The following is a 21,689-nucleotide window of genomic DNA, read 5'->3' as shown; positions in this document are numbered from 1 at the left end:
GCCAAACCGGAGTCTGCCCATGTCCAAAAGCCTTGCCCGTGTCACCGCCGCCCTGCACGCCGCAGGCATCACCGCGCCGCCGCTGGAAATGCCCGGCGAAACCCGCACCGCGCAGCAGGCCGCCGAGGCGGCAGGCTGTGCGCTGGATCAGATCGTGAAATCCATCCTCTTTGCCGGGCAAACCAGCGGGCAGCTTTATCTGTTCCTGACCGCAGGCGGCAATCAGGTGGATGCGGCCAAGGCCTCGGCCCTTGCGGCCGAGCCTTTGGGCCGCGCCGATGCGGCGCAGGTGCGCGCCACCACCGGCTTTGCGATTGGCGGCGTCAGCCCGCTGGGCCATCTGAGCCCCAGCCCCGAATTCTTTGACCCGCGTCTGCTCGACTTTCCGGTGATCTGGGGCGCTGCCGGAACGCCCCGGCATATTTTCCCGATCGCGCCGCAGGATCTGCTGCGCATCACCGGGGCGAAGCTGGCCGATTTCACCACCTGACCGGGTGCTTGACCCAAAAGATACCGGGCGGTATGTATAAACATACCCAAAGGTATCTTCTGATGACTGACGCCCACCGCCGCCCCAAGACGCCAGACCAGACCCGCCGCGCCCTGCTGGATGCGGCGGCGCGCATTGCGGTGGATCAGGGTGTCATGGCGCTGTCGCTGCCTGCCGTGGCGGCGGCGGCCGGGGTTACCAAAGGCGCGCTGTTTCACCATTTCGGCAGCAAACAGGGGCTGATCGAGGCCACCTGCGCCGATCTCTTGCAGCGGATCGAGGCCGAGATCGACACCGCCCTTGCTGCCGATCAGGGCGGTTATGGTCAGTTCACCCGCGCCTATGTCGCCTGCAGTTTCGCGCCGCCCGATCCGGCGCGGGGCGTCTCGCCCTGGGCATCGCTGTCCCTGACCTGCCTCAGCGACCCGGCGCTGGCGCAGATCTGGCGCGACTGGATCACCGCCCGCCTTGCCCGCCACCAAGAAACCGATGGCACGGCGGCGCTGGAGGCGGTGCGCCTTGCCGCCGATGGTCACTGGCTGGCGCAGATCTATGCCGTGCCCGTCCCTGCCCGCTGTGACCCTGCCGCCCTGTATGCCCATCTGATCGCCCTTACCCATTGCGGAGCCACGCCATGAGCCAGATCGCCACCTATACCATTCTTGGCATTGCCATTGGATTCGAGGTGATCGGCACCTCGCTGCTGCCAATGACGCAGCAGTTTTCGCGCCTCTGGCCCACGCTCGGCATGGCTGCCTGCTATGCGGTGGCGTTTTTCTGCCTGTCGATCACGGTGCAGGTGCTGCCGGTGGCCATCGTCTATGCGGTCTGGAGCGGCATGGGCGTCGTCTTGATCGCCATGGTGAACTATGTCGTGTTCCGGCAGGTGCTGGATCTCTGGGCGGTGCTGGGTCTGGTGCTGATCGTGGGCGGTGTGGTGATCATCAACACCCTGTCGAAAAGCGTGCCCCATTAAGGCCACGGCAGCGCCCGCAAACGGTGATGTAAAAAACATTCACATCGCCTCTTGAAGCCAGCGCCCGCAATGCGCATCTCCCATCATGTGAAAGACATTCACATAGAAACGCAACCGGGAGACCGCTTATGTATACTGCCTATCCTTCCGCCGCGATGAGCGGCCGCCCGAACATCCTGCGCCGGGCCGAAGCTTGGCTCGACAGCAAGGGCCGTCCGGCGTGGTTCGCCGCGATGATCCTTGGTTTCGTGTTCGTCTGGCCCGTTGGCCTCGCCCTTCTTGCCTATATGATCTGGAGCAAACGCATGTTCAGCAAATCCGCCTGTTCGTCCCGCCGTGCCACCCGTTTCGGCGGCCCCTTCTCGGCTGCCGGTCGCAGCTCTGGCAACAGCGCCTTTGACGCCTACAAGTCCGAGATGCTGAAACGGCTGGAAGACGAGCAGGAAGCCTTTGAATCCTTCCTGCAACGCCTGCGCGACGCCAAGGACAAGCAGGAGTTCGACAGCTTCATGGATGACCGCGCCCGCAAGGCCGCCGAACCCGTGACCGAACCCGCCGTTGCCGAAGCGCCCAAGGCCGGGGCATACTGATCCCCGCATATTGATCCCGACGGGGGCCGCATCCGGCCCCCCCTCCCAGCTTTCAGAGGCCCTTTCATGTTTGCGCTGTCCGACACCCATTTGCCCGACCCCGACCGCCAGGCCGAATTCTATGCCGGCGTGCCCACCAAACGTGCCCTCGCCTGGGTGGTGGATACGATCCTGATCGCGCTGATCACTGCCGTGATCGTGCCGTTCACCGTGTTCACGGCGCTGTTCTTTCTGCCGCTGCTGTATCTGTTCATCAGCTTCACCTACCGCGTGCTGACCTTGGCAGGCGGATCGGCCACGCCGGGGATGCGCCTGATGAATGTGGTCATGCTGACCCGCAATGGCGAACGCTTCGATCTGGCGACCGCATTTCTGCACACGCTGGGCTATACCCTGTCCATCGGCACGCTGCTGGTGCAGATCCTGTCGGGGTTCCTGATGCTCACCTCGGCCCGGGGGCAAGGCCTGACCGACCACATTCTGGGCACCGTGGCGATCAATCGGCCGCGATAAGGCACAATCCTGCGCCTTTTGCATGAAGTTTTCGCAACAGGACGCTTGGCGGCGGGCTTTGGCCTTGCTAACCTCGCCGCCAGAAACCCTCCTCATTTACGGTCATGCGCCACACCCTTCCCATCGCGCCGCAGTTTTATGTGACGGCCCCGCAGGCCTGCCCCTATCTCGAAGGGCGGATGGAGCGTAAACTGTTCACCGCGCTGCAAGGCGAACATGCGCAAAAGCTGAATGACACGCTGTCAAAACAGGGCTTCCGGCGCAGTCAGAATGTGCTGTATCGCCCGTCCTGTGCGGAATGTTCGGCCTGCCTGTCGGCGCGGATCCGGGTGGCAGATTTCACCCCCTCGCGCACGCAGAAACGCATCCAGAAACGCAATGCGCTGCTGCGCCGCAATCCGACCTCGCCCTGGGCGACCGAGGATCAGTATACGCTGTTCCGCCGCTATCTGGATCATCGCCACGCCGATGGCGGCATGGCCGATATGGATGTGTTCGAATTTGCCGCGATGATCGAAGAAACCCCGATCCGGTCGCGGGTGATCGAATATACCCGCGCGGCCCCGGATGGCGGGCGCAACCGCACGCTGGCCGCCGTCAGCCTCACAGATGTCTTTGATGACGGGCTGTCGATGGTCTACAGCTTTTATGACCCGGATCTGACGCCACAAAGCCTTGGCACCTATCTGATCCTCGATCACATCGAAATCGCGCGCGAGGCCGGTCTGCCCTATGTCTATCTCGGCTATTGGGTGCCAGGGTCGCGCAAGATGGGATACAAGGCCGGGTTTGACGCGCTGGAGATCTACAAGGCCGGGGCCTGGCAACAGATCGGTGATCCCGCCGATCACCGCGCCGAACTGCATCCGCTGTCGGTGGATCCGATTGCCGAACAGGTGGCCCGCATCGCTCTGCCCGAAGCCAGGCCCGGACAGGCGCCTGCCTGACGTGCCCATAGGGCGGGTTGCCCTTGCCCCGCCGGGCAAAGGCAGTGGTTTTCTCAGATCAGGCCTTCGGCCTTCATTGCCGCTTGCACCGAGGGGCGTGCCGCCACGCGGTCCCGCAGCGCCGCCAGCGCCGGATAGGCCGACATATCGACATTCAGCATCCCCGACCAGTTGGTCACGGTGAACAGATAGGCATCCGCCGCGCTGAACTCCGGCCCGGTCAGATAGGCGCGGCCATCCGCGAGGATCGCTTCGACCTGACCCAGACGGCGGGTCAGGTTTTCAAGGATGGCGGGTTTCGCCTCTTCGCTCGGGCCACGGAACAGCGGCGAATAGGCCTTGTGGACTTCGGAGGAGATGAAGTTCAGTGCCTCTTGCAGCCGTGCCCGCGCCAACGAACCGACCGGCGGCGACAATTCGGCCACGCCGCCCGTGTCGGCCACGAATTGCATGATCGCCACACCTTCGGTCAGCACCTCTCCACTGTCCAGCGCCAGCGCCGGAACAGAGCCTTTCGGGTTCACCGAAGTGAAATCCGCCCCGGTTTCGGTGGTCTTGGCGCGCAGATCCACCTTTTCGATCGCATGGTCCGCCGCCACTTCCTTGAGCAGGATATGCGAGGCCAGCGAACAGGCCCCCGGAGAGTAATAAAGCTTCATCTGTATGTCCTTCTGGGCTGCGGGCCGGGGCATCGCTGCACTGACCCTGTCGCCCGTCACTTTGCCGGTTTTGCCGCGCTGGTCCAGCCCCGCAATCGACTCAGCGCCGCGCAAAGCCTGTGCGCCACTGCGCAGATTGCGTCTTGTGTCGCCATTTCGGTTATTTTTGTAATTAAAGTTCAATATTCACGCAATAAACGACATTTTCAGTGAATTTTTGCCATTGACGCCCCCGCCCGGCGCTCCTAATGTCCGGCCCAATCGGAGGATTGGCCTCCAAGGGGAAAGAAGATGTGGGCGCTTCTTGTTATCGTAGGAAAAACGCGCATGGGCCGGTAACGGTAGACCATCAGGTTCCCCATGCGCCCCCGAGTAACACCGGGGGCTTTTTGTTGCGCAACAGGGGCCGCACGCGGGCGGCGAGAGGACGGAAAGATGACACGAGCGAATACGGGCACCATGACCGGCGCGAGAATGATCGTGCAGGCGCTGAAGGATCAGGGCGTCGAGGTGGTCTTTGGCTATCCGGGCGGGGCTGTGCTGCCGATCTATGACGAGATCTTTCAGCAGAACGACATCCGCCACATCCTCGTGCGGCACGAACAGGGCGCGATCCACATGGCCGAAGGCTATGCCCGCTCCACCGGCAAGCCGGGCGTGGCGCTGGTGACCTCTGGCCCCGGGGCCACCAATGCGGTGACCGGCCTGACCGATGCCCTGCTGGACAGCATCCCGATCGTGGTTCTGTCGGGCCAGGTGCCGACCTTCATGATCGGCACCGACGGTTTTCAGGAAGCCGATACCGTGGGTATCACCCGCCCCTGCACCAAACACAACTGGCTGGTGAAGGACACGGAGAAACTGGCCGAAACCATCCATCAGGCCTTCCATGTGGCCACCTCGGGCCGCCCCGGCCCGGTGCTGATCGACATTCCGAAGGATGTGCAATTCGCGCAGGCCACCTATATGCCGCGCGAAAAGGCCAAGGTCAGCCATTACCAGCCGCGTGTCAAAGGCGATATCGAGCAGATCACCCGTCTGGTGGAGTTGATGGAAACCGCCGAACGCCCGGTGTTCTATACCGGCGGCGGCGTGATCAACTCTGGCCCCGCCGCCAGTCAGCTGCTGCGTGAACTGGTGGAGGCCACCGGCTTTCCAATCACCTCGACCCTGATGGGTCTGGGGGCCTATCCGGCCTCGGGCAAGGCCTGGCTGGGCATGCTGGGCATGCACGGGCTTTACGAGGCCAATCTGGCGATGCACGGCTGTGATCTGATGATCAATATCGGCGCACGTTTCGATGACCGGATCACCGGCCGCATAGCCGATTTCAGCCCGCATTCCAAAAAGGTGCATGTGGATATCGACGCCTCCTCGATCAACAAGGTGATCCGGGTGGATGTGCCGATCCTCGGCGATGTCGGGCATGTGCTGGAGGATGCGCTGCGCATCTGGAAATCGCGCGGCCGCAAGGTGAACAAGGACGGGCTGGCGAAATGGTGGAAACAGATCGCCGAATGGCGCGCCGTGAACTGCCTTGATTACCAGAATTCGTCGAAGGTCATCAAACCGCAATACGCGCTGCAACGGCTCGAGGCGCTGACCAAGGGCATGGATCGTTATATCACCACCGAAGTGGGCCAGCACCAGATGTGGGCGGCGCAGTTCCTGGGCTTCGAGGCCCCGAACCGCTGGATGACCAGCGGCGGGCTCGGCACCATGGGTTATGGCCTGCCGGCCTCGATCGGGGTGCAGGTGGCGCATCCCGATGCGCTGGTGATCAACGTGGCGGGCGAGGCGTCCTGGCTGATGAACATGCAGGAAATGGGCACGGCCATGCAGTTCCGCGCGCCGGTCAAGCAGTTCATCCTGAACAATGAACGTCTCGGCATGGTGCGCCAGTGGCAGGAATTGCTGCATGGCGAGCGGTATTCGCATTCGTGGAGCGAGAGCCTGCCCGATTTCGTGAAGCTGGCCGAGGCCTTTGGCTGCAAGGGGATCCAGATCAGCGATCCGAAGGATCTGGATGATGCGATCATGGAGATGATCCGCTATGACGGCCCGTTCATCTTTGATTGCCGGGTGGAGAAGCACGAAAACTGTTTCCCGATGATCCCCTCGGGCAAGCCGCATAACGAGATGCTGCTGGGCGAGGCGGATACGCAGGGTGTGATCGGAGCCAAGGGCGCCGTGCTGGTGTGAGACCTGAGCGACCGGGGGCCAGCCCCCGGACCCCTGGGATATTTTTGCCAAGATGAAATGGAAGGGAGAGGCGATGTCGCCGCTCAATATCAAAAAAGGCTCGACGAGCCATTCCGCCTATGACCTGCGCGACCCGAATGCCGAAGTGATCGAACAGCACACTCTGGCCGTGCTCGTCGACAATGAAAGCGGGGTTCTAGCCCGCGTGATCGGACTGTTTTCCGGGCGGGGTTACAATATCGAGAGCCTGACCGTGGCCGAGGTGGACCATGAGGGGCATCGCTCGCGCATCACCATCGTCACGCGCGGCACGCCGCAGGTGATCGAGCAGATCAAGGCGCAGCTGGCCCGCATGGTGCCGGTGCATGATGTGCATGACCTGACGGTGGAAGGCCCGGCGGTGCAGCGGGAACTGGCGCTGATCAAGGTGGCGGGCAAGGGCGATGCGCGGATCGAGGCGCTGCGTCTGGCCGAGATCTTCCGTGCCAATGTGGTGGACAGCACGCTGGAAAGCTTTGTGTTCGAAATGACCGGCACGCCGGAAAAGATCGACGCCTTTGCCGATCTGATGCGGCCTTTGGGCCTGCGTGAAGTGGCGCGCACTGGCGTGGCCGCCCTCGCCCGCGGTGCCTGATATGTGCCCGCCTCTCCCCCATGGGGGAGAGGCAACGTCTGGCGGTTATGCGCCTCGAAACTGCGGGCTGCGCTTTTCCAGAAAGGCCGCGACGCCTTCGCGGAAATCGGCGGTCTTGCCCATGGCGCCCTGCAATTGCGCCTCAAGCGCCAGTTGCGCGGACAGATCCCGGCTGAGCGCGCCGCGCAGCGCCTGTTTCACCGCCCGGTAGGCCAGCGTCGGCCCCTGGGCCAGATGGGTGGCGCGGGCTGCGACATGGGTGGCAAAGTCGGCATCGGCCACCGTCTCATAGATCATGCCCCAGTCTGCGGCCTGCCGCGCCATGATCTTGTCGGCAAAGAGCGCGGCCCCCATGGCCCGCGCGGCGCCGATCTGCCGGGGCAGCCACCAGGTGCCGCCCGCATCGGGGATCAGGCCGATCCGGGTGAAGGCCTGCACGAAACTGGCGCTTTCTGCGGCGATCACCACATCAGCGGCCAGTGCCAGATTGGCCCCGGCCCCGGCGGCCGCGCCATTGACCGCGGCGATGGTCGGCACCGGGCAATCATAGATGGCATTGAGCAGGGGTTCGTATTCGTCGCGCAGGATCTGTTCCAGCGGCAGATCCGGCCCCAGCCCCATCGCATCGGCCAGATCCTGACCGGAGCAGAACGCCCGCCCTGCCCCGGTGAACACAATCGCCCGTGCGCGAGTCTGCACATCCCGTATTGCGGCCAGAAGATCGACCCGCATCTGCGATGACAGGGCGTTCATCACCTCTGGCCGGTTCAGCGTCAGCGTGGCGACGCCACCCGCTTCGGTTACCGTGATCGTGGAATACATCGCATCCTCCCCTTTGTGTGCAGCTTACTGGCTGCGGCATCGGGGAAAAGCAGAACGGCACGTCACTGCTTGAGAATTTCGCGCAGGCGCGCCTCTTCCTCGGCGCTGAGGCTGGCCGATGCCGTCTCGGGCCGCCTGCGGCGCAGATACAGGAGGGCAAGCCCGCCACCAACCAGCAGCATCGCGGGTCCGGCCAGCCAGAGCAGCAGGTTGTACCCCGAGGCGCCGGGCAGGAACAGCACATATTCGCCATAACGATCCACGACGAACGCCAGCACCTCGTCATTGCTGTCGCCTGCCAGCAGCCGCTCGCGCACCAGAAGCCGCAGATCGCGGGCGATATCGGCGTTGGAATCGTCGATGTTTTCCGATTGGCAGACCGGGCAGCGCAGCAGTTGTGACACCTCGCGCGCCCGCGCCTCGAGCGCGGGGTCCGACAGAACCTCGTCGGGTTGCACCGCGAAGGCCGGAGCGGCCAAGAGGGTAAGGCAGAGGGCAAGGATCAGGCGCATCGCATCACTCCGCCGGAACCGGGGCCGGCGTGGCACGGCGCGCGCCCGCCGCCACCCGATAACGCCGGTCGGTCAGCGACAGCAGCCCGCCAAGCGCCATAAGCCCCGAGCCGATCCACAGCCAGTTGGCAAAGGGTTTGTAATAGCCGCGTACCGCCCAGCCGCCATTCTGCTGCGGATCACCGATGACCAGATAGATGTCGCGCCACATGCCCTGATCCAGCGCCGCCTCGGTGGTCGGCATGGCCTGCACCGGATAGACGCGCTTTTCCGGGTGGAGAACCGCGATCTCTGCCCCATCCTTGCTCAGAAGCATCGAGGCCGTGGTCGACAGGTAATTCGGCCCCTGCACCTCTTCGACCTTGCTGAGCTGCACCTTATAACCCGCCAGATCAAAGCTTTCGCCGATCTGCACCACCTTGATCACCTCGGACGCCCAGCCATTCATCGCCGCCACGGCAAAGATGGTGGCCCCAAGACCGGCATGGGCAGTGGCCTTGCCCCAATCGGCGCGCGGCAGACGGGTCAGCCGCGCCAGTTTTGCGCCGATGCCGCCACGTCCGGCGCGGGTCCACAGATCGACCAGAGCGCCGAGCACGACCCAGGCCCCCAGCACAGCGCCCAGCGGCACCAGAACCGAGCGCCCGGTTTGCAGCGTGAACACCAGAGCCCCCAACGCCAGCGCCAGCGCCAGCGCGCCCCAGAGCGGACGCATCGCGCGCCCCGCCTGCGCCCGCTTCCACGGCAGCATCGCGCCCAGTGGCAGCAGCACCGCCAGCGCCACCATGAACGGGGTGAAGGCGGCGTCGAAGAACGGCGCGCCGACACTCAGCTTGCGGTCCCACAGCAGTTCGGCCACCAGCGGCCAGATCGTGCCGACAAAGACCACGAAACAGGCCACCGCCAGCAGCAGGTTGTTGGCCACCAGCGCGCTTTCGCGGCTGATCATCGAAAACACGCCCTTCGCCTCCATCGCGCCGGCGCGGGCGGCGAACAGGGTCAGCGCCCCGCCCATGAACACCCCGAGGATCAGCAGGATGAACACGCCGCGTTCCGGGTCATTGGCAAAGGCATGGACCGAGGTGATGACCCCCGAACGCACGATGAAGGTGCCGATCAGGCTGAAGCCGAAGGCCAGAATAGCCAGCAGGATCGTCCAGGCCTTCAGGCTTTCGCGCTTCTCCACCACGATGGCCGAATGCAGCAGGGCCGCCGCGATCAGCCAGGGCATGAAACTGGCGTTTTCCACCGGATCCCAGAACCAGAAGCCGCCCCAGCCGAGTTCGTAATATGCCCACCACGATCCCAGCGCGATGCCGATGGTCAGGAAGATCCAGGCGGCCAGCGTCCAGGGCCGCACCCAGCGCGCCCAAGCGGCATCCACCCGCCCCTCGATCAGCGCGGCCACCGCAAAGCTGAACGCCATCGAAAGCCCGACATAGCCCAGATAGAGGAAGGGCGGGTGAAAGGCCAAACCGGGGTCTTGCAGCAGCGGGTTCAGGTCATCGCCATTGAAGGGCGGTTCCGCCAGCCGCAGGAACGGATTGGAGGTGAACAGCAGAAACGTCAGAAACGCGACACCAATCGCCCCCTGCACCGCCAGCACCCGCGCCCGCAGCGTCGGCGGCAGGTTACCGCCAAACACCGCCGCGCAGGCCCCGAACAGCGCGAGGATCAGCACCCAGAGCAGCAACGACCCCTCATGGTTGCCCCAGACGCCCGAGACCTTGTAGAGCATCGGCTTGTCGGTATGGCTGTTCAGCACCACCAGACGCAGCGAAAAGTCCGATGTGACAAAGGCATAGGTCAGCGCCCCGAAGGCCAGCGCGATCAGCAGAAGCTGGATCACCGCCGCAGGTTCGGCCACCGCCATCCAGCCGCTCCACCGTTTCTGCGCGCCCACCAGCGGCAAGGTGCTTTGCACCACAGCCACCGCCAGCGCCAGCACCAGCGCGAAATGCCCAAGTTCTACGATCATGCGCGTCTCCCTGTTCGCGCCACCATATGCCAATGCGGCAGGCCCCGCCATGGGCCGAAAGTGCGCCCTATCGCCGCCCCGCCTTGCGTGTTGATAGCAGAAGATTCGTTTCCGATGTGATAACGCCTTCGATATTGCGGATGCGGTGAATCACGTCATCCAGCTCCAGCAGGGTCTGCGTCGCCAGTTCCACAATCAGATCCCATTTGCCATTGGTGGAATGCACCGCCATCACCGCAGGCAGGCCGGACAGCCGCGCCATGATCTTTTCGCCGCCCCGCCCTTCGATGCCGATCATCATCAGCCCGCGCACCGGGGCCGCCGTCACATCGGCACGCGTCACCACGGTGAACCCGGCGATTTCGCCCCGCGCCGTCAGCCGTTCCATGCGGGCGCGCACGGTCGCACGGCTCATCTCCAGCTTGTCGGCCAGTTCCGACAGCGAGGCCCGCCCGTCGCGCCGCAGCTCTGCGATCAGGCGTTGATCGGTTTCATCCATCCTGACAAATTCTCCCGCCGCTTTGCGTGATGTGTTACACAAAACGATCATAATGCCGCTGGAACCTGCCGCAAGATGAAAACATCTTGGGCCAACAGGAGACGAGACATGACCCAGACCATCCTCATTGGCGCCCCGATCGATTCCGGCCAGCGCCGCCCCGGCTGCCTGATGGGGCCAGCCGCCTACCGCGTTGCAGGCCTTGTGAATGCGATCCGCGATCTGGGCCACGGGGTCGAGGATTGGGGCGATGTGGCCCTGCCCGCGCTGCCGCCCGTCACCTGCGCCAATCCTGCGGTGGATCAGCTGGCCGAAACGCTGGGCTGGACCGAGATTCTGGCCGACCGCACCGATGACGCCCTCAGCGCCGGGGCCATGCCGATCATTCTGGGCGGCGATCATTCGCTGGCACTGGGGTCGGTGGCCGGTGCTGCGGCCTTTGCCCGCCGTCAAGGGCGGCCGCTGTTCCTGCTCTGGCTGGATGCGCATAGCGATTTCCACACACCGATGACCACGGTATCCGGCAATCTGCACGGCACCCCGGTCGCCTATATTGCCGGGCGCGACGGGTTCGAGGATTTCCCGCCCTTCCCGGCACCGATTCCGGCAGACCGGATCTGCCTTTACGGCATCCGCTCGGTCGATCCTGCCGAACATGCGGCGCTGCTGAAACATGACATTGCCATCAACGACATGCGCGTGCTGGATGAACAGGGCGTCGTCGCCCCCCTGCGCAGCTTTCTGACCAAGGTGCGTGAGGCGGGCGGGATGCTGCATGTCAGCCTCGATGTCGATTTCCTTGATCCGTCCATCGCGCCGGCTGTCGGCACCACCGTGCCGGGCGGCACCACCTTCCGCGAGGCCCATCTGGTGATGGAGCTGCTGCATGAATCCGGGCTTGTCACCTCGCTCGACCTGGTGGAACTGAACCCGTTTCTGGATGACCGCGGCCGCACCGCCAAGCTGATGGTGGATCTGGTCGGTTCGCTCATGGGCAAGAAAGTCTTTGACCGCCCGACCCGCAGCTTTACCTGAGAGACAGAGATGACCCATACCCCCTCCCGTCAGGCGATTGTGCCTTTTGTCAGCGTCGACAACATGATGCGGCTGGTTCTTCACATCGGGATCGAGCGGATGATGGCCGATCTCGCCGCCGAGATCGAAGCCGATTTCCGCCGCTGGCCGCTGTTTGACAAAACGCCGCGCGTGGCCAGCCATTCCGATGTCGGCGTGATCGAACTCATGCCCACCTCGGATGGGGAAACCTATGGGTTCAAATATGTGAACGGCCATCCCGCCAACATGAAGAAGGGGCTGCAAACCGTCACCGCCTTTGGCCTTCTGGCCGATGTGGCGACGGGCTATCCCCTGATGCTGTCGGAAATGACCATCCTCACGGCGCTGCGCACGGCGGCAACCTCGGCCATGGCGGCGAAATGGCTTGCCCCCAAGGGGGCCACCACCATGGCGATGATCGGCAATGGCGCGCAGGCCGAATTTCAGGCGCTGGCCTTCAAGGCGATCTGCGGCATCACCGAAGTGCGTCTTTATGACATCGACCCGGCGGCGACCCGCAAATGCGCGACCAATCTGGCCGGGCGTGGCCTGACCGTGGTGTCCTGCACCTCGCCCGAAGAGGCGATCCTGGGCGCTCAGATCATCACCACCTGCACCGCCGACAAACAGCTGGCCACCATCCTCAGCGACAATATGGTCGGCGCAGGGGTGCACATCAACGCGGTCGGCGGCGATTGCCCCGGCAAGACGGAGCTGCATCACGACATCCTGCTGCGCGCGCAGATCTTTGTCGAATACCCGCCGCAGACCCGGATCGAGGGCGAGATCCAGCAATTGCCCGAAAACCACCCCGTCACCGAATTGTGGCAGGTGATCACCGGCAGTGATCAGGGCCGCCGTGATGCGCGCGAGATCACCCTGTTCGACAGCGTGGGTTTTGCCATCGAGGATTTCAGCGCCCTGCGCTATGTCCACTCCAAGCTGCGGGCCACCGGGCTTTTTGCCGAACTGGACATGATCGCAGACCCGGATGATCCGCGCGACCTGTTCGGCATGATCCTGCGCGCCGGGGCCACCCGCGCCGCCTGATCCCTGACGGCGCGCGCCATGCGTGCCGCCGCCCGTCAATGCAGACGGAACTCTCCCACCACATTGCGCCACTCACCGGGGCTGATCAGCTTGCGGTGGGTGAAGCGCACCGAATGCAGCGGACCTTCGATCTTGTCCTGCCAGAATTCGATGAAGTGGAACAGCTTCGGGTAATCCGGGGCAAGATCATATTCCTGCCAGATGAAGCTGTTGAGAACGCTGCGATAATCCGGCATCCGGTAATACAGCTCTGCCGTGGTCAGGCCATACCCCTTCAGCATCAGTTCCGTTTCGCGCCGCTCCATAAGACACCTCCATGGTTTCTTCTTGTTCGATCAGGATGCGCGATTCGGATTATTAATCAATGAAAACAGTCTGTTGTCAGTCAATATCAGTGGCTGCCAACCTGTGCGGCATTGCCCCGTTGCACCCTATATCCGCGATGGTCTATAGTGCTGCCAACAACATCTAGGGTCTGTGCAAAGGCCCCCACCACAGAAGGCGGCCCCCGTGACCGACCAACCGGAAGACACTGAAAACATGGAAGAAAATCTGCGCAGCCATTACGATGGCCCGCAAGTCTCCATCGAGTCCGAGATGAAAACGGCCTATCTCGATTACGCGATGAGCGTGATCGTCAGCCGTGCCATCCCGGATTTGCGCGACGGGTTGAAACCTGTGCATCGGCGTATTCTTTATGCAATGTCGGAAACCGGCAACACCCACGACAAACCCTATCGCAAGTCGGCGCGGCCTGTCGGCGATGTAATGGGGAAATACCACCCGCATGGCGATGGCGCGATCTATGACGCGCTGGTGCGGATGGCGCAGCCGTTCAGCATGTCGTTGAAACTGCTGGACGGGCAAGGCAACTTCGGCTCGATGGATGGCGATAACGCCGCCGCCATGCGGTATACCGAAGTGCGGATGGACAAGCCCGCCGCCTTCCTTCTGGCCGATATCGACAAGGATACCGTCGATTTTCAGGACAATTACGACGGCAAGGACAAGGAACCGACGGTGCTTCCGGCGCGGTTCCCGAACATGCTGGTCAATGGCGCGGGCGGCATCGCCGTCGGCATGGCCACCAATATCCCGCCGCACAATCTGGGCGAGGTGATCGACGGCACGCTGGCGCTGATCGACAATCCGGATCTGTCCTCCGAAGCACTGATGGAGATCATTCCGGCCCCCGATTTCCCGACCGGCGGCCAGATCCTTGGCCGCTCCGGCGCGCGCAAGGCCTATCTGGAGGGGCGTGGTTCGGTCATCATCCGGGCCAAGACCCGCATCGAAGAGGTGCGCAAGGACCGCTGGGCGATCATCCTTGACGAGATCCCCTATCAGGTCAACAAGGCCACGATGATCGAAAAGATCGCCGAACTGGTGCGCGACAAGCGGATCGAAGGCATCGCCAATATCGCTGATGAATCCGACCGGATCGGCGTGCGGGTGGTGATCGAGCTGAAGCGCGATGCCACGGCGGATGTGGTGCTGAACCAGCTGTTCCGCTTTTCCCCGATGCAGGTCTCGTTCGGCTGCAACATGCTGGCGCTGAACGGCGGTCGCCCCGAGCAATTGGCGCTGCGCGACTTTCTGACCTATTTCATCGGCTTCCGCGAAGATGTCGTGGCCCGCCGCACCGCCTATGAACTGCGCAAGGCGCGGGAACGCAGCCATATCCTCTGTGGTCTGGCGGTCGCCGTGTCCAATGTGGACGAGATCGTGGCCACCATCCGCTCCTCCGCCGATCCGGCCGAGGCGCGCGAACGGCTGATGACGCGGCGCTGGCCTGCGCATGACATCGTGGATTACATCCGCCTGATCGACGATCCGACGCATACCGTGAACGAGGACGGCACCTATAACCTGTCCGAGATCCAGGCCCGCGCCATTCTGGAGCTGCGCCTGCAACGCCTGACCGCGATGGGCGTCAAGGAAATCACCGACGAGCTGGAAGCGCTGGCGGCGAAGATCAAGGATTACCTTGAAATCCTCGGCTCGCGCGACCGGATCATGGCGATCATTTCGGACGAGCTGCGCGAGGTGAAAGAGGCTTTCGCCGTGCCGCGCCGCACCGAGATCATCGACTGGGCCGGTGATATGGAAGACGAAGACCTTATCGAACGCGAAGATATGGTCGTGACCATCACCTCGGGCGGCTATATCAAACGCACCCCGCTGATGGAGTTCCGCGCACAGAACCGTGGCGGCAAGGGCCTGTCGTCAATGGCCACCAAGGAAGATGACGTCGTGACCACGTTGTTCGTGGCCAATACCCATACGCATCTTCTGTTCTTCACCACCGACGGCATGGCCTACAAGCTGAAATGCTGGCGTCTGCCGCTGGCGGGGCGCACCGCCAAGGGCAAGGCCATCGTCAACATCCTGCCGATCGAAACCGGCGTCTCGATCGCCGCGATCATGCCGGTGGATGCGCCTGAGGCGGAATGGGACAATCTTCAGATCGTGTTCGCCACGTCGGATGGTGATGTGCGGCGCAACAATCTGGCCGATTTCACCAATGTGAAACGCAACGGCAAGATTGCGATGAAGCTGCCGGAAGGCGTGACGCTGATCAATGTGCGCACCTGCAACGATGGCGATGACGTGATGCTGGTCACGGCGCTTGGCCGGGCCATCCGCTTCCCCACCACCGATCTGCGCGTATTCTCCAGCCGGGAATCCACCGGCGTGCGGGGCGTGCGTCTGGCCGAGGGCGACAGCGTGGTGTCTATGTCGGTCATCCGGCACTTTGACTACACGCCGGAAAAACGCGCGGCCTTCCTCAAGATGCGCCGGGCGCAAGAGGGTCTGGTCGAGGACGAGTCGGCCAGCGAAGATGACGAAAGCGTCGAGGCCGGATCGCTGTCCCTGGAAGAATTTGCCGAAATGTCGGCGAATGAGGATCTCATCCTGACCATCACCGCGATGGGCGCGGGCAAGCTGTCGTCCAGCCATGATTACCCGGTGCGCGGGCGCGGCGGTGTCGGCGTCAAGGCGATGGACGGGGCGATGCGCGGCGGTCGGCTGGTCGCCTCCTTCCCGGTTGAACTGGCCGATCAGATCATGCTGGCCACCTCGACGGGGCAATCCATCCGGGTGCCGGTGGCGCAGATCAGCTTCCGCTCCCGCTCGGCGGGCGGGGTGCGGGTGTTCAACACCGGCGGCGACGAAGAGGTGGTTTCGGTCGCGCGTGTGGCCGATCAGGGGCCGGACCAAGCCGACGATCAGGCCACCGGCGCATAATTGCCGAGGTGGGTGGCGAAGTCTCGCCACTCACATCTTCTTGTCTGCACAGCCCCTTTCACCCTCGGGTTGAATATCCTAGGTCATGTAGCCTGACCAAAAGGCTGCGCATGAATTCCTGGGATGACTATCGCTACATGATCCACCTGCATCGGCACCGCACCATGTCGGCGGTGGCGCGGGTGCTGGGCAGCAATGTGGCGACCGTCTCGCGCCGGATTGAAAAGATCAGCGAGGCCTATGGCTTCCCCGTGTTCTTCAAACGCGCGGATGGCTGGGAGGCGAACCCCGACATGCTGCCCCTGCTGGGCATCGTCGATGAGTTCGAGCGCAAGCTGCATGTCGAAAGCAACAATCTGCGCGCAGGCCGCAGCGATCAGGTGGCGCGCATCACCATCGGCTGCCCGGATGTGGTGACCAGCCATGTTCTGCTGCCCGGCCTGCGCGGTGACGGTGACCTGCCTGCCCGGACCGAGCTCAATTTCCTGTCGCGTGCCTTTGAAACCGGGCTTGGCCCCTGTGACATCGTGCTGTCCTATGGCCGCCCGGAGCAAGGCCGCCTGATCGCCCGCCGCGCCGGGCATCTGACCTATCGGCTGTATCGCCACCGCGAGGCCGCCCCCGGCAGTGGCTGGGTGGCGCTGGAACCGGCGGTCGATGGCTTTGGCGGCATCCAGATCGGCTGGACACATTTCGGCGTGCCACCTGTGATGCGCCTGCCCAAGCTGGAACACGCCGCCGACGCCATGGTGAAGCTGCGCCAGTCCGGCCCCCTGCCCGATGTGCTGGCCAGCACCCGCCCGGATCTGGAGCCGATCCCGCACAGCCAGGTCTATCAGGCTGATCTATGGTTGAAATTCCATGAATCCCGGCGCGGCGATCTGGCAATCCACCGCGCCGCAGACTGGATTGTGGGCTGTTTCCGCGCCCTGTCATAAGAGCTTTGCAAAAATGCAAACCATAGTTTCGCATTTTTGAGCATTCCCAAAACTCTCCTTTAGGTAGAGCTTGCCGAAGCGGCGAAAGATCGCAACAGGCAACCCACCGAGGGCAAATCAATGGCGAATATGATCGCGCTTGGGCAATGTGCGCTCAGGCTTGTGTTGGCGGCAGTATTCGGTGCACAGGGTTTATCACAGGTTTCCATTCTGGTCGCGCAGGCAGGCACCCCGCTTGATCCGTTCATCGGCATCAGTGGCAGCCTGCTGGTCGCGCTCAATGCCGTGCTGGTGACCATTGCCATCTGGCTGGCCTTCGGCGTGCGGACGCGGGTTGTCACCCTGATCGGGCTGACACTCTACCTTGCCGCAATGTTCCTCCATCTGCGCGCCTCGCTTGTGGCCGAGGTGGCTATGGCAGAAGTCCTGGCCGTCGTGCTGATGGCGCTGCCGCTGATCCTGCTGGGCGGGGGGCGCTTTGCGCTGTATCGCGCCGGCTGGAAAGAGGTTCTGTAACGATTATCGCGCAGTCTGCGCTGCTCAGGGCCCGGTGCGCGCACTCCGCTGCGCATCAGGGCCAACCTTGGCCGTCCCTGTTGGGACGGCCCTTTTTCTTTGCGGCATTTACGCTTTGGCAATCTGGCCATGCTGTTCTGACCTTCTGGCAGGAGGGCTGGCATGAACCTGTATCATTGCATGATCGAACTGAAGTCGGACGCGCGGGCGCTGGCCTTTGCCGTGGCGGTGGACGCCTGGCTGGGCCATCTTCAGACGGCGGGTCTGATCGGCGGCTGGCGGCTGATGCGGCGCAAATTCGGGCTGGCCTCGGGGCTGCACACCGATTTCCTGCTGGAGATCGAGGTGGAGGGCTTTGCGCAACTGGATGCCGCCTTTGCCGCCCTTGGTGGCAGTGATGACACCGCGCTCAGGCGCTATGACCAGATGCATCAGATGATTGTCCGGCTGGATGTCGGGTTGTATCGTCCCTACCCCGATCCGGCGCAACGGGAACGCATTGCCTTGATCTGAACCGCTGACGGGGCTACATCGCCGGGATGCAAGAGAAACTCCATATCATCGGCGGCGGAATGGCCGGATCAGAAGCAGCCTGGCAGGCCGCCCAGATGGGCGTGCCGGTGGTGCTGCATGAAATGCGGCCAGAGGTCGGCACCTTTGCCCATCGCACCGGCATGTTTGCCGAAATGGTCTGTTCCAACTCGTTCCGCTCGGACGATGACGAACGCAACGCCGTGGGCCTGCTGCATTGGGAAATGGGCGCGGCGCAGGGGCTGATCATGGAAACCGCCCGCCTGCACCGGCTGCCTGCGGGCGGCGCGTTGGCCGTGGACCGCGATCCCTTTGCCGAGGCGGTGACGGCCCGGCTGCGGGCGCATCCGCTGATTTCCATCGCCTATGGCGAGGTGCGCGACCTGCCGCAGGACGGCCACTGGATCATTGCCACCGGCCCGCTGACCTCGGGCGCGTTGGCCGAAAGCATCCGCGCCGAAACCGGAGCCGAGAGCCTCGCGTTCTTCGATGCCATCGCGCCGATTGTCTATGCCGAAAGCGTGGATATGTCGGTCGCCTGGATGCAGTCGCGCTATGACAAGGGCGAGACGCTGGAAGAGCAGACCGCCTATATGAACTGCCCGATGGACAAGGCGCAGTATGAGGCCTTCATTGATGCGCTGCTGGCCGCCGACAAGACCGAGTTCCACGAGGGCGAGACGGCGGGCTATTTTGACGGCTGCCTGCCGATCGAGGTGATGGCCGAACGCGGGCGCGAAACGCTGCGATTTGGCCCGATGAAGCCGGTGGGGCTGACCAATCCGCATACGCCGGGGGTGAAGCCCTATGCCGTGGTGCAGCTGCGCCGCGACAACCAGCTGGGCACGCTTTATAATATCGTGGGCTTCCAGACCAAGATGAAATATGGCGCGCAAACCGCTGTTTTCAAAATGATTCCGGGCCTGCACGAGGCATCCTTTGCGCGGCTTGGCGGTATTCACCGCAACACCTTCCTCAATTCACCCAGATTGCTGGATGCGCAGATGCGGCTGAAAAGCCGCCCCAATATCCGCTTTGCCGGTCAGGTGACTGGGGTCGAGGGGTATGTGGAAAGCGCCGCGATGGGGCTTCTGGCGGGGCGGATGGCCGCCGCACAGATCCTCGGCCGCGAGCTGCCGCCGCCGCCGCCCGATACGGCAATGGGCGCGCTGATCACCCATATCACCGGCGGGGCTGACGCGAAGACCTTCCAGCCGATGAACGTCAATTTCGGGCTGTTCCCGCCGATTGACGCCAAGGGCGGGCGCCGGGGCCGCAAGGACCGCTACAAGGCCTATACCGACCGCGCCAAAGAGTCGTTCACCCAATGGCTGGCGTCGTAACCCGCTTTGCCCCGTCGCCCACCGGCCCGCTGCATCTGGGCCATGCGTTTTCAGCGCTGACTGCGGCGGCGCGGGGGCAGATGCTGCTGAGGATCGAGGATATCGACCGGGCACGCTGCCGCGCCGGTTATGAGGCGGCGATTTATGATGATCTGCGCTGGTTGGGGCTGGACTGGCCCCGCCCCGTGCTGCGGCAATCCGACCGGCTGGCGGACTATGCCGGGGCGATCCACCGCCTGACGGCGCTTGGCGTCACCTATGCCTGCACCTGTACGCGGGGCGATATCAAGGCCGCGCTGTCGGCGCCGCAGGAAGGAGCCATCGTGATCGGGCCGGATGGCCCGGTCTATCCGGGCACCTGCCGCGGGCGGCATCAGCCGCCTACAGGGGTCGCGATCCGGCTGGATATGGCGGCGGCGATGGCTTTGGCCGGGCCGCTGACCTTTGCCGAAACCGGGTCGGACCATGCGGGCCCGCATCACCGGAACCGCGATCAGATGGTGGAAACGGTGGGTGACATCGTTCTGGCCCGGCGCGACATCGGCACATCCTATCACATTGCCGTGGTCGTGGATGATGCGGCGCAGGGCGTGACCGAAGTGGTGCGCGGCGCGGATCTGTTCGAGGCGACGGCGATCCATGTGCTGTTGCAGCGCCTGCTGGGCCTGCCGCTGCCGCAGTATCACCATCACCGGCTGATCCGCGATGCGCAGGGCAAGCGGCTGGCCAAGCGCGATGACGCCCGCGCGCTGGCCACCTTTCGCGCCGAGGGGGCCACGCCACAAGATATTCGCAGATTGGTCGGATTATAACGACGGAACCGCCCGCCTGCGGCGTTCATCGCCTTGGTGGCCTGCGGTTTCGCGGGATTGTCGCCTGCGCGCATTGCCGAAGCCCGCAGCGAAGCCTAGCTGTTGCACGGGGTTGGCGGCCAGCGCGCGGCACAGAACGGACAGGAACGGGGAAAAAGACCAATGAAGCAGTTTTACAGGCCCGGCCTGAAAATCGTGGCAGTCCTGCTGGCCTTGGCCGCATCCGCCGTGCAGGCGCAAACACCCCCCGCCGGGGCGGCGCGTGGCCCTGCCAAGGTGGGCGTAATCGACATGCAGCGCGCCGCCGTCAAACGCAGCTACACCCTGCCCGGTCGTGCCGTCGCCTTTGAGCAGACCGAGATCCGCCCCCGGGTCGGCGGTGTGGTGACCGACATTCTCTATTCCCCCGGCCAGCCGATCTCGCCCGGCACGCCGATGTTCCGGCTGGACCGCACCAGCTATGAGGCCGCCACGCAATCGGCCCGCGCCGCGCTTGCCCGCGCACAAGCGGCGGTGCCGGTGGCCGAGGCGGCGCTGGACCGGGCGAAAAAGCTGGAAGGGTCCGGCTCCACCCGCGCTACGGTGGAAAGCGCCGAGGCCACCGCCGCGCAGGCCCGCGCCGATGTGCTCAGCGCAGAGGCGGCGTTGAAGATCGCGGAAACCGAATTATCCTGGACCGAAGTGGCCAGCCCGATCGAAGGCATCGCAGGCGTGGCGCAGATTTCGGTGGGGGATCTGGTGACGGCGGGGCAAGCCGATGCCATGGCCATCGTCACGCGGCTGGACCCGATCTATGTCGATATGTTCGAGCCTTCGGCGCGTATCCTGTCGATTCAGGACCAGATCGAACGTGGCGAGCTGAAACCGAACGAGACGCTGGAAGTGACGCTGACGCTGGAAAACGGCCAGTCGCACAACAGCGGCGGCACCCTGATCGCGCCCTCTGTCACTGTGTCGCCCAGCACCGGCACGCAGGATATCCGCTTTCGCTTTGACAACCCCGACCGCCGCATCCTGCCGGGCATGTTCCTGCGCGGCGAGGTGGTTCTGGGCACGGTCGAGGCCTTTCTGGTGCCGCAACGCGCCACCACACGCGGGCGGGACGGCGCGCTGACGGCCTGGATTGCGGGCCCCGACAACAAGGCGGTGCAGCGCAAGCTGGAAGCCAACGGCACCCATGCCAATGCCTGGATCGTGACGGCGGGGCTGGAGCCGGGGGATCAGCTGATCATCGACGGGCTGAGCAACCTGCGCGAGGGCGCCGATGTGGCCCCGGTGCCGGTGACCATCGACGCGAATGGCGTGGTGCGCGATGTCGCCCCCGCCGATACGGGGTCTGCCGATCCCAAAGCGGCGGCGGGGTCTGAATAAT

At 63.9% G+C, this 21,689-nt stretch carries 23 protein-coding genes; 17 read left to right on the top strand and 6 right to left on the bottom strand.

Going from position 1 to position 21,689, the window contains the following annotated elements; genetic code table 11:
• The first annotated feature begins 19 nt into the window (after positions 1-19).
• From KM031_RS16215 to KM031_RS16190, 6 genes are all read left to right on the top strand, one after another.
• The gene (locus KM031_RS16215; RefSeq protein ID WP_215504420.1) at positions 20-490 is read left to right on the top strand and encodes a YbaK/EbsC family protein; all 471 of its coding nucleotides are present in this window, start codon (positions 20-22) and stop codon (positions 488-490) included.
• A 62-nt stretch (positions 491-552) separates the two neighbouring features.
• Positions 553-1,128, top strand: a complete 576-nt coding sequence (locus KM031_RS16210; protein WP_215504421.1) for a TetR/AcrR family transcriptional regulator — start codon at positions 553-555, stop codon at positions 1,126-1,128.
• On the top strand, positions 1,125-1,466 hold the full coding sequence (locus KM031_RS16205; protein WP_215504422.1) for an SMR family transporter: 342 nt from the start codon (positions 1,125-1,127) through the stop codon (positions 1,464-1,466). Before KM031_RS16210 ends, KM031_RS16205 begins: the two co-directional genes overlap by 4 nt.
• Positions 1,467-1,594: 128 nt before the next feature.
• A complete protein-coding gene (locus KM031_RS16200) occupies positions 1,595-2,056 on the top strand; it encodes a DUF2852 domain-containing protein (protein WP_246566905.1) in 462 nt (153 codons plus the stop codon).
• 66 nt (positions 2,057-2,122) lie between these two features.
• The gene (locus tag KM031_RS16195) at positions 2,123-2,569 is read left to right on the top strand and encodes an RDD family protein (protein ID WP_215504423.1); all 447 of its coding nucleotides are present in this window, start codon (positions 2,123-2,125) and stop codon (positions 2,567-2,569) included.
• Between the two features lie 104 nt (positions 2,570-2,673).
• Complete coding sequence (locus KM031_RS16190) at positions 2,674-3,516, top strand: arginyltransferase (protein ID WP_215504424.1); 843 nt, start codon at positions 2,674-2,676, stop codon at positions 3,514-3,516.
• 53 nt (positions 3,517-3,569) lie between these two features.
• Here the strand turns inward: KM031_RS16190 and gstA are convergent, their stop codons facing one another.
• Positions 3,570-4,175 (bottom strand): glutathione transferase GstA, encoded by a 606-nt coding sequence (gene gstA, locus KM031_RS16185; RefSeq protein WP_215504425.1) that lies wholly within the window; start codon positions 4,173-4,175, stop codon positions 3,570-3,572.
• Positions 4,176-4,610: 435 nt separating this feature from the next.
• Between gstA and KM031_RS16180 the strand changes: the two genes are divergently transcribed.
• Positions 4,611-6,377: an acetolactate synthase 3 large subunit gene (locus KM031_RS16180; protein ID WP_215504426.1), complete on the top strand. Its 1,767-nt coding sequence runs from the start codon at positions 4,611-4,613 to the stop codon at positions 6,375-6,377.
• Positions 6,378-6,450: 73 nt separating this feature from the next.
• The gene (gene ilvN, locus KM031_RS16175) at positions 6,451-7,011 is read left to right on the top strand and encodes an acetolactate synthase small subunit (RefSeq protein ID WP_215504427.1); all 561 of its coding nucleotides are present in this window, start codon (positions 6,451-6,453) and stop codon (positions 7,009-7,011) included.
• Positions 7,012-7,056: 45 nt separating this feature from the next.
• On the opposite strand, the gene KM031_RS16170 is transcribed toward ilvN, so the two are convergent.
• The 4 genes from KM031_RS16170 to KM031_RS16155 form a co-directional block, all read right to left on the bottom strand.
• Complete coding sequence (locus KM031_RS16170) at positions 7,057-7,833, bottom strand: enoyl-CoA hydratase-related protein (protein ID WP_215504428.1); 777 nt, start codon at positions 7,831-7,833, stop codon at positions 7,057-7,059.
• A gap of 62 nt (positions 7,834-7,895) precedes the next feature.
• The gene (locus tag KM031_RS16165; protein ID WP_215504429.1) at positions 7,896-8,345 is read right to left on the bottom strand and encodes a cytochrome c-type biogenesis protein; all 450 of its coding nucleotides are present in this window, start codon (positions 8,343-8,345) and stop codon (positions 7,896-7,898) included.
• A gap of 4 nt (positions 8,346-8,349) precedes the next feature.
• The gene (locus KM031_RS16160) at positions 8,350-10,323 is read right to left on the bottom strand and encodes a heme lyase CcmF/NrfE family subunit (protein ID WP_215504430.1); all 1,974 of its coding nucleotides are present in this window, start codon (positions 10,321-10,323) and stop codon (positions 8,350-8,352) included.
• 67 nt (positions 10,324-10,390) lie between these two features.
• Positions 10,391-10,822, bottom strand: coding sequence for an Lrp/AsnC family transcriptional regulator (locus tag KM031_RS16155; RefSeq protein WP_215504431.1), 432 nt, complete (start codon positions 10,820-10,822; stop codon positions 10,391-10,393).
• Between the two features lie 108 nt (positions 10,823-10,930).
• On the opposite strand from KM031_RS16155, the gene rocF reads away from it, so the two are divergent.
• Together rocF and ocd are read left to right on the top strand one after the other, a co-directional pair.
• Positions 10,931-11,857 (top strand): arginase, encoded by a 927-nt coding sequence (gene rocF, locus KM031_RS16150; RefSeq protein WP_215504432.1) that lies wholly within the window; start codon positions 10,931-10,933, stop codon positions 11,855-11,857.
• Positions 11,858-11,866: 9 nt separating this feature from the next.
• Complete coding sequence (gene ocd / locus KM031_RS16145) at positions 11,867-12,928, top strand: ornithine cyclodeaminase (RefSeq protein WP_215504433.1); 1,062 nt, start codon at positions 11,867-11,869, stop codon at positions 12,926-12,928.
• 35 nt (positions 12,929-12,963) lie between these two features.
• On the opposite strand, the gene KM031_RS16140 is transcribed toward ocd, so the two are convergent.
• Positions 12,964-13,233 carry an usg protein gene (locus tag KM031_RS16140; protein WP_215504434.1) on the bottom strand — a complete coding sequence of 90 codons (270 nt, stop codon included), beginning with the start codon at positions 13,231-13,233 and terminating at the stop codon, positions 12,964-12,966.
• Positions 13,234-13,468: 235 nt separating this feature from the next.
• On the opposite strand from KM031_RS16140, the gene gyrA reads away from it, so the two are divergent.
• The 7 genes from gyrA to KM031_RS16105 all read left to right on the top strand — a co-directional run bounded on the left by gyrA (position 13,469) and on the right by KM031_RS16105 (position 21,688).
• A complete protein-coding gene (gene gyrA / locus KM031_RS16135; protein WP_246566974.1) occupies positions 13,469-16,177 on the top strand; it encodes a DNA gyrase subunit A in 2,709 nt (902 codons plus the stop codon).
• A gap of 110 nt (positions 16,178-16,287) precedes the next feature.
• The gene (locus KM031_RS16130) at positions 16,288-17,115 is read left to right on the top strand and encodes a LysR family transcriptional regulator (RefSeq protein WP_215504436.1); all 828 of its coding nucleotides are present in this window, start codon (positions 16,288-16,290) and stop codon (positions 17,113-17,115) included.
• A 120-nt stretch (positions 17,116-17,235) separates the two neighbouring features.
• On the top strand, positions 17,236-17,631 hold the full coding sequence (locus KM031_RS16125; protein WP_215504437.1) for a hypothetical protein: 396 nt from the start codon (positions 17,236-17,238) through the stop codon (positions 17,629-17,631).
• A gap of 162 nt (positions 17,632-17,793) precedes the next feature.
• A complete protein-coding gene (locus KM031_RS16120) occupies positions 17,794-18,144 on the top strand; it encodes a DUF6614 family protein (protein ID WP_215504438.1) in 351 nt (116 codons plus the stop codon).
• 26 nt (positions 18,145-18,170) lie between these two features.
• The gene (gene trmFO, locus KM031_RS16115) at positions 18,171-19,505 is read left to right on the top strand and encodes a methylenetetrahydrofolate--tRNA-(uracil(54)-C(5))-methyltransferase (FADH(2)-oxidizing) TrmFO (protein WP_215504439.1); all 1,335 of its coding nucleotides are present in this window, start codon (positions 18,171-18,173) and stop codon (positions 19,503-19,505) included.
• Positions 19,490-20,317: a tRNA glutamyl-Q(34) synthetase GluQRS gene (gene gluQRS / locus KM031_RS16110; protein WP_215504440.1), complete on the top strand. Its 828-nt coding sequence runs from the start codon at positions 19,490-19,492 to the stop codon at positions 20,315-20,317. Before trmFO ends, gluQRS begins: the two co-directional genes overlap by 16 nt.
• A gap of 162 nt (positions 20,318-20,479) precedes the next feature.
• A complete protein-coding gene (locus tag KM031_RS16105) occupies positions 20,480-21,688 on the top strand; it encodes an efflux RND transporter periplasmic adaptor subunit (RefSeq protein WP_215504441.1) in 1,209 nt (402 codons plus the stop codon).
• Position 21,689 lies beyond the last annotated feature (1 nt).

It is taken from the genome of Gemmobacter fulvus (assembly GCF_018798885.1).
GTDB lineage: Bacteria > Pseudomonadota > Alphaproteobacteria > Rhodobacterales > Rhodobacteraceae > Gemmobacter > Gemmobacter fulvus.
The sequence above is the reverse complement of the archived record's forward strand: the minus strand, read 5'-3'. Positions and strand labels throughout refer to the sequence as shown.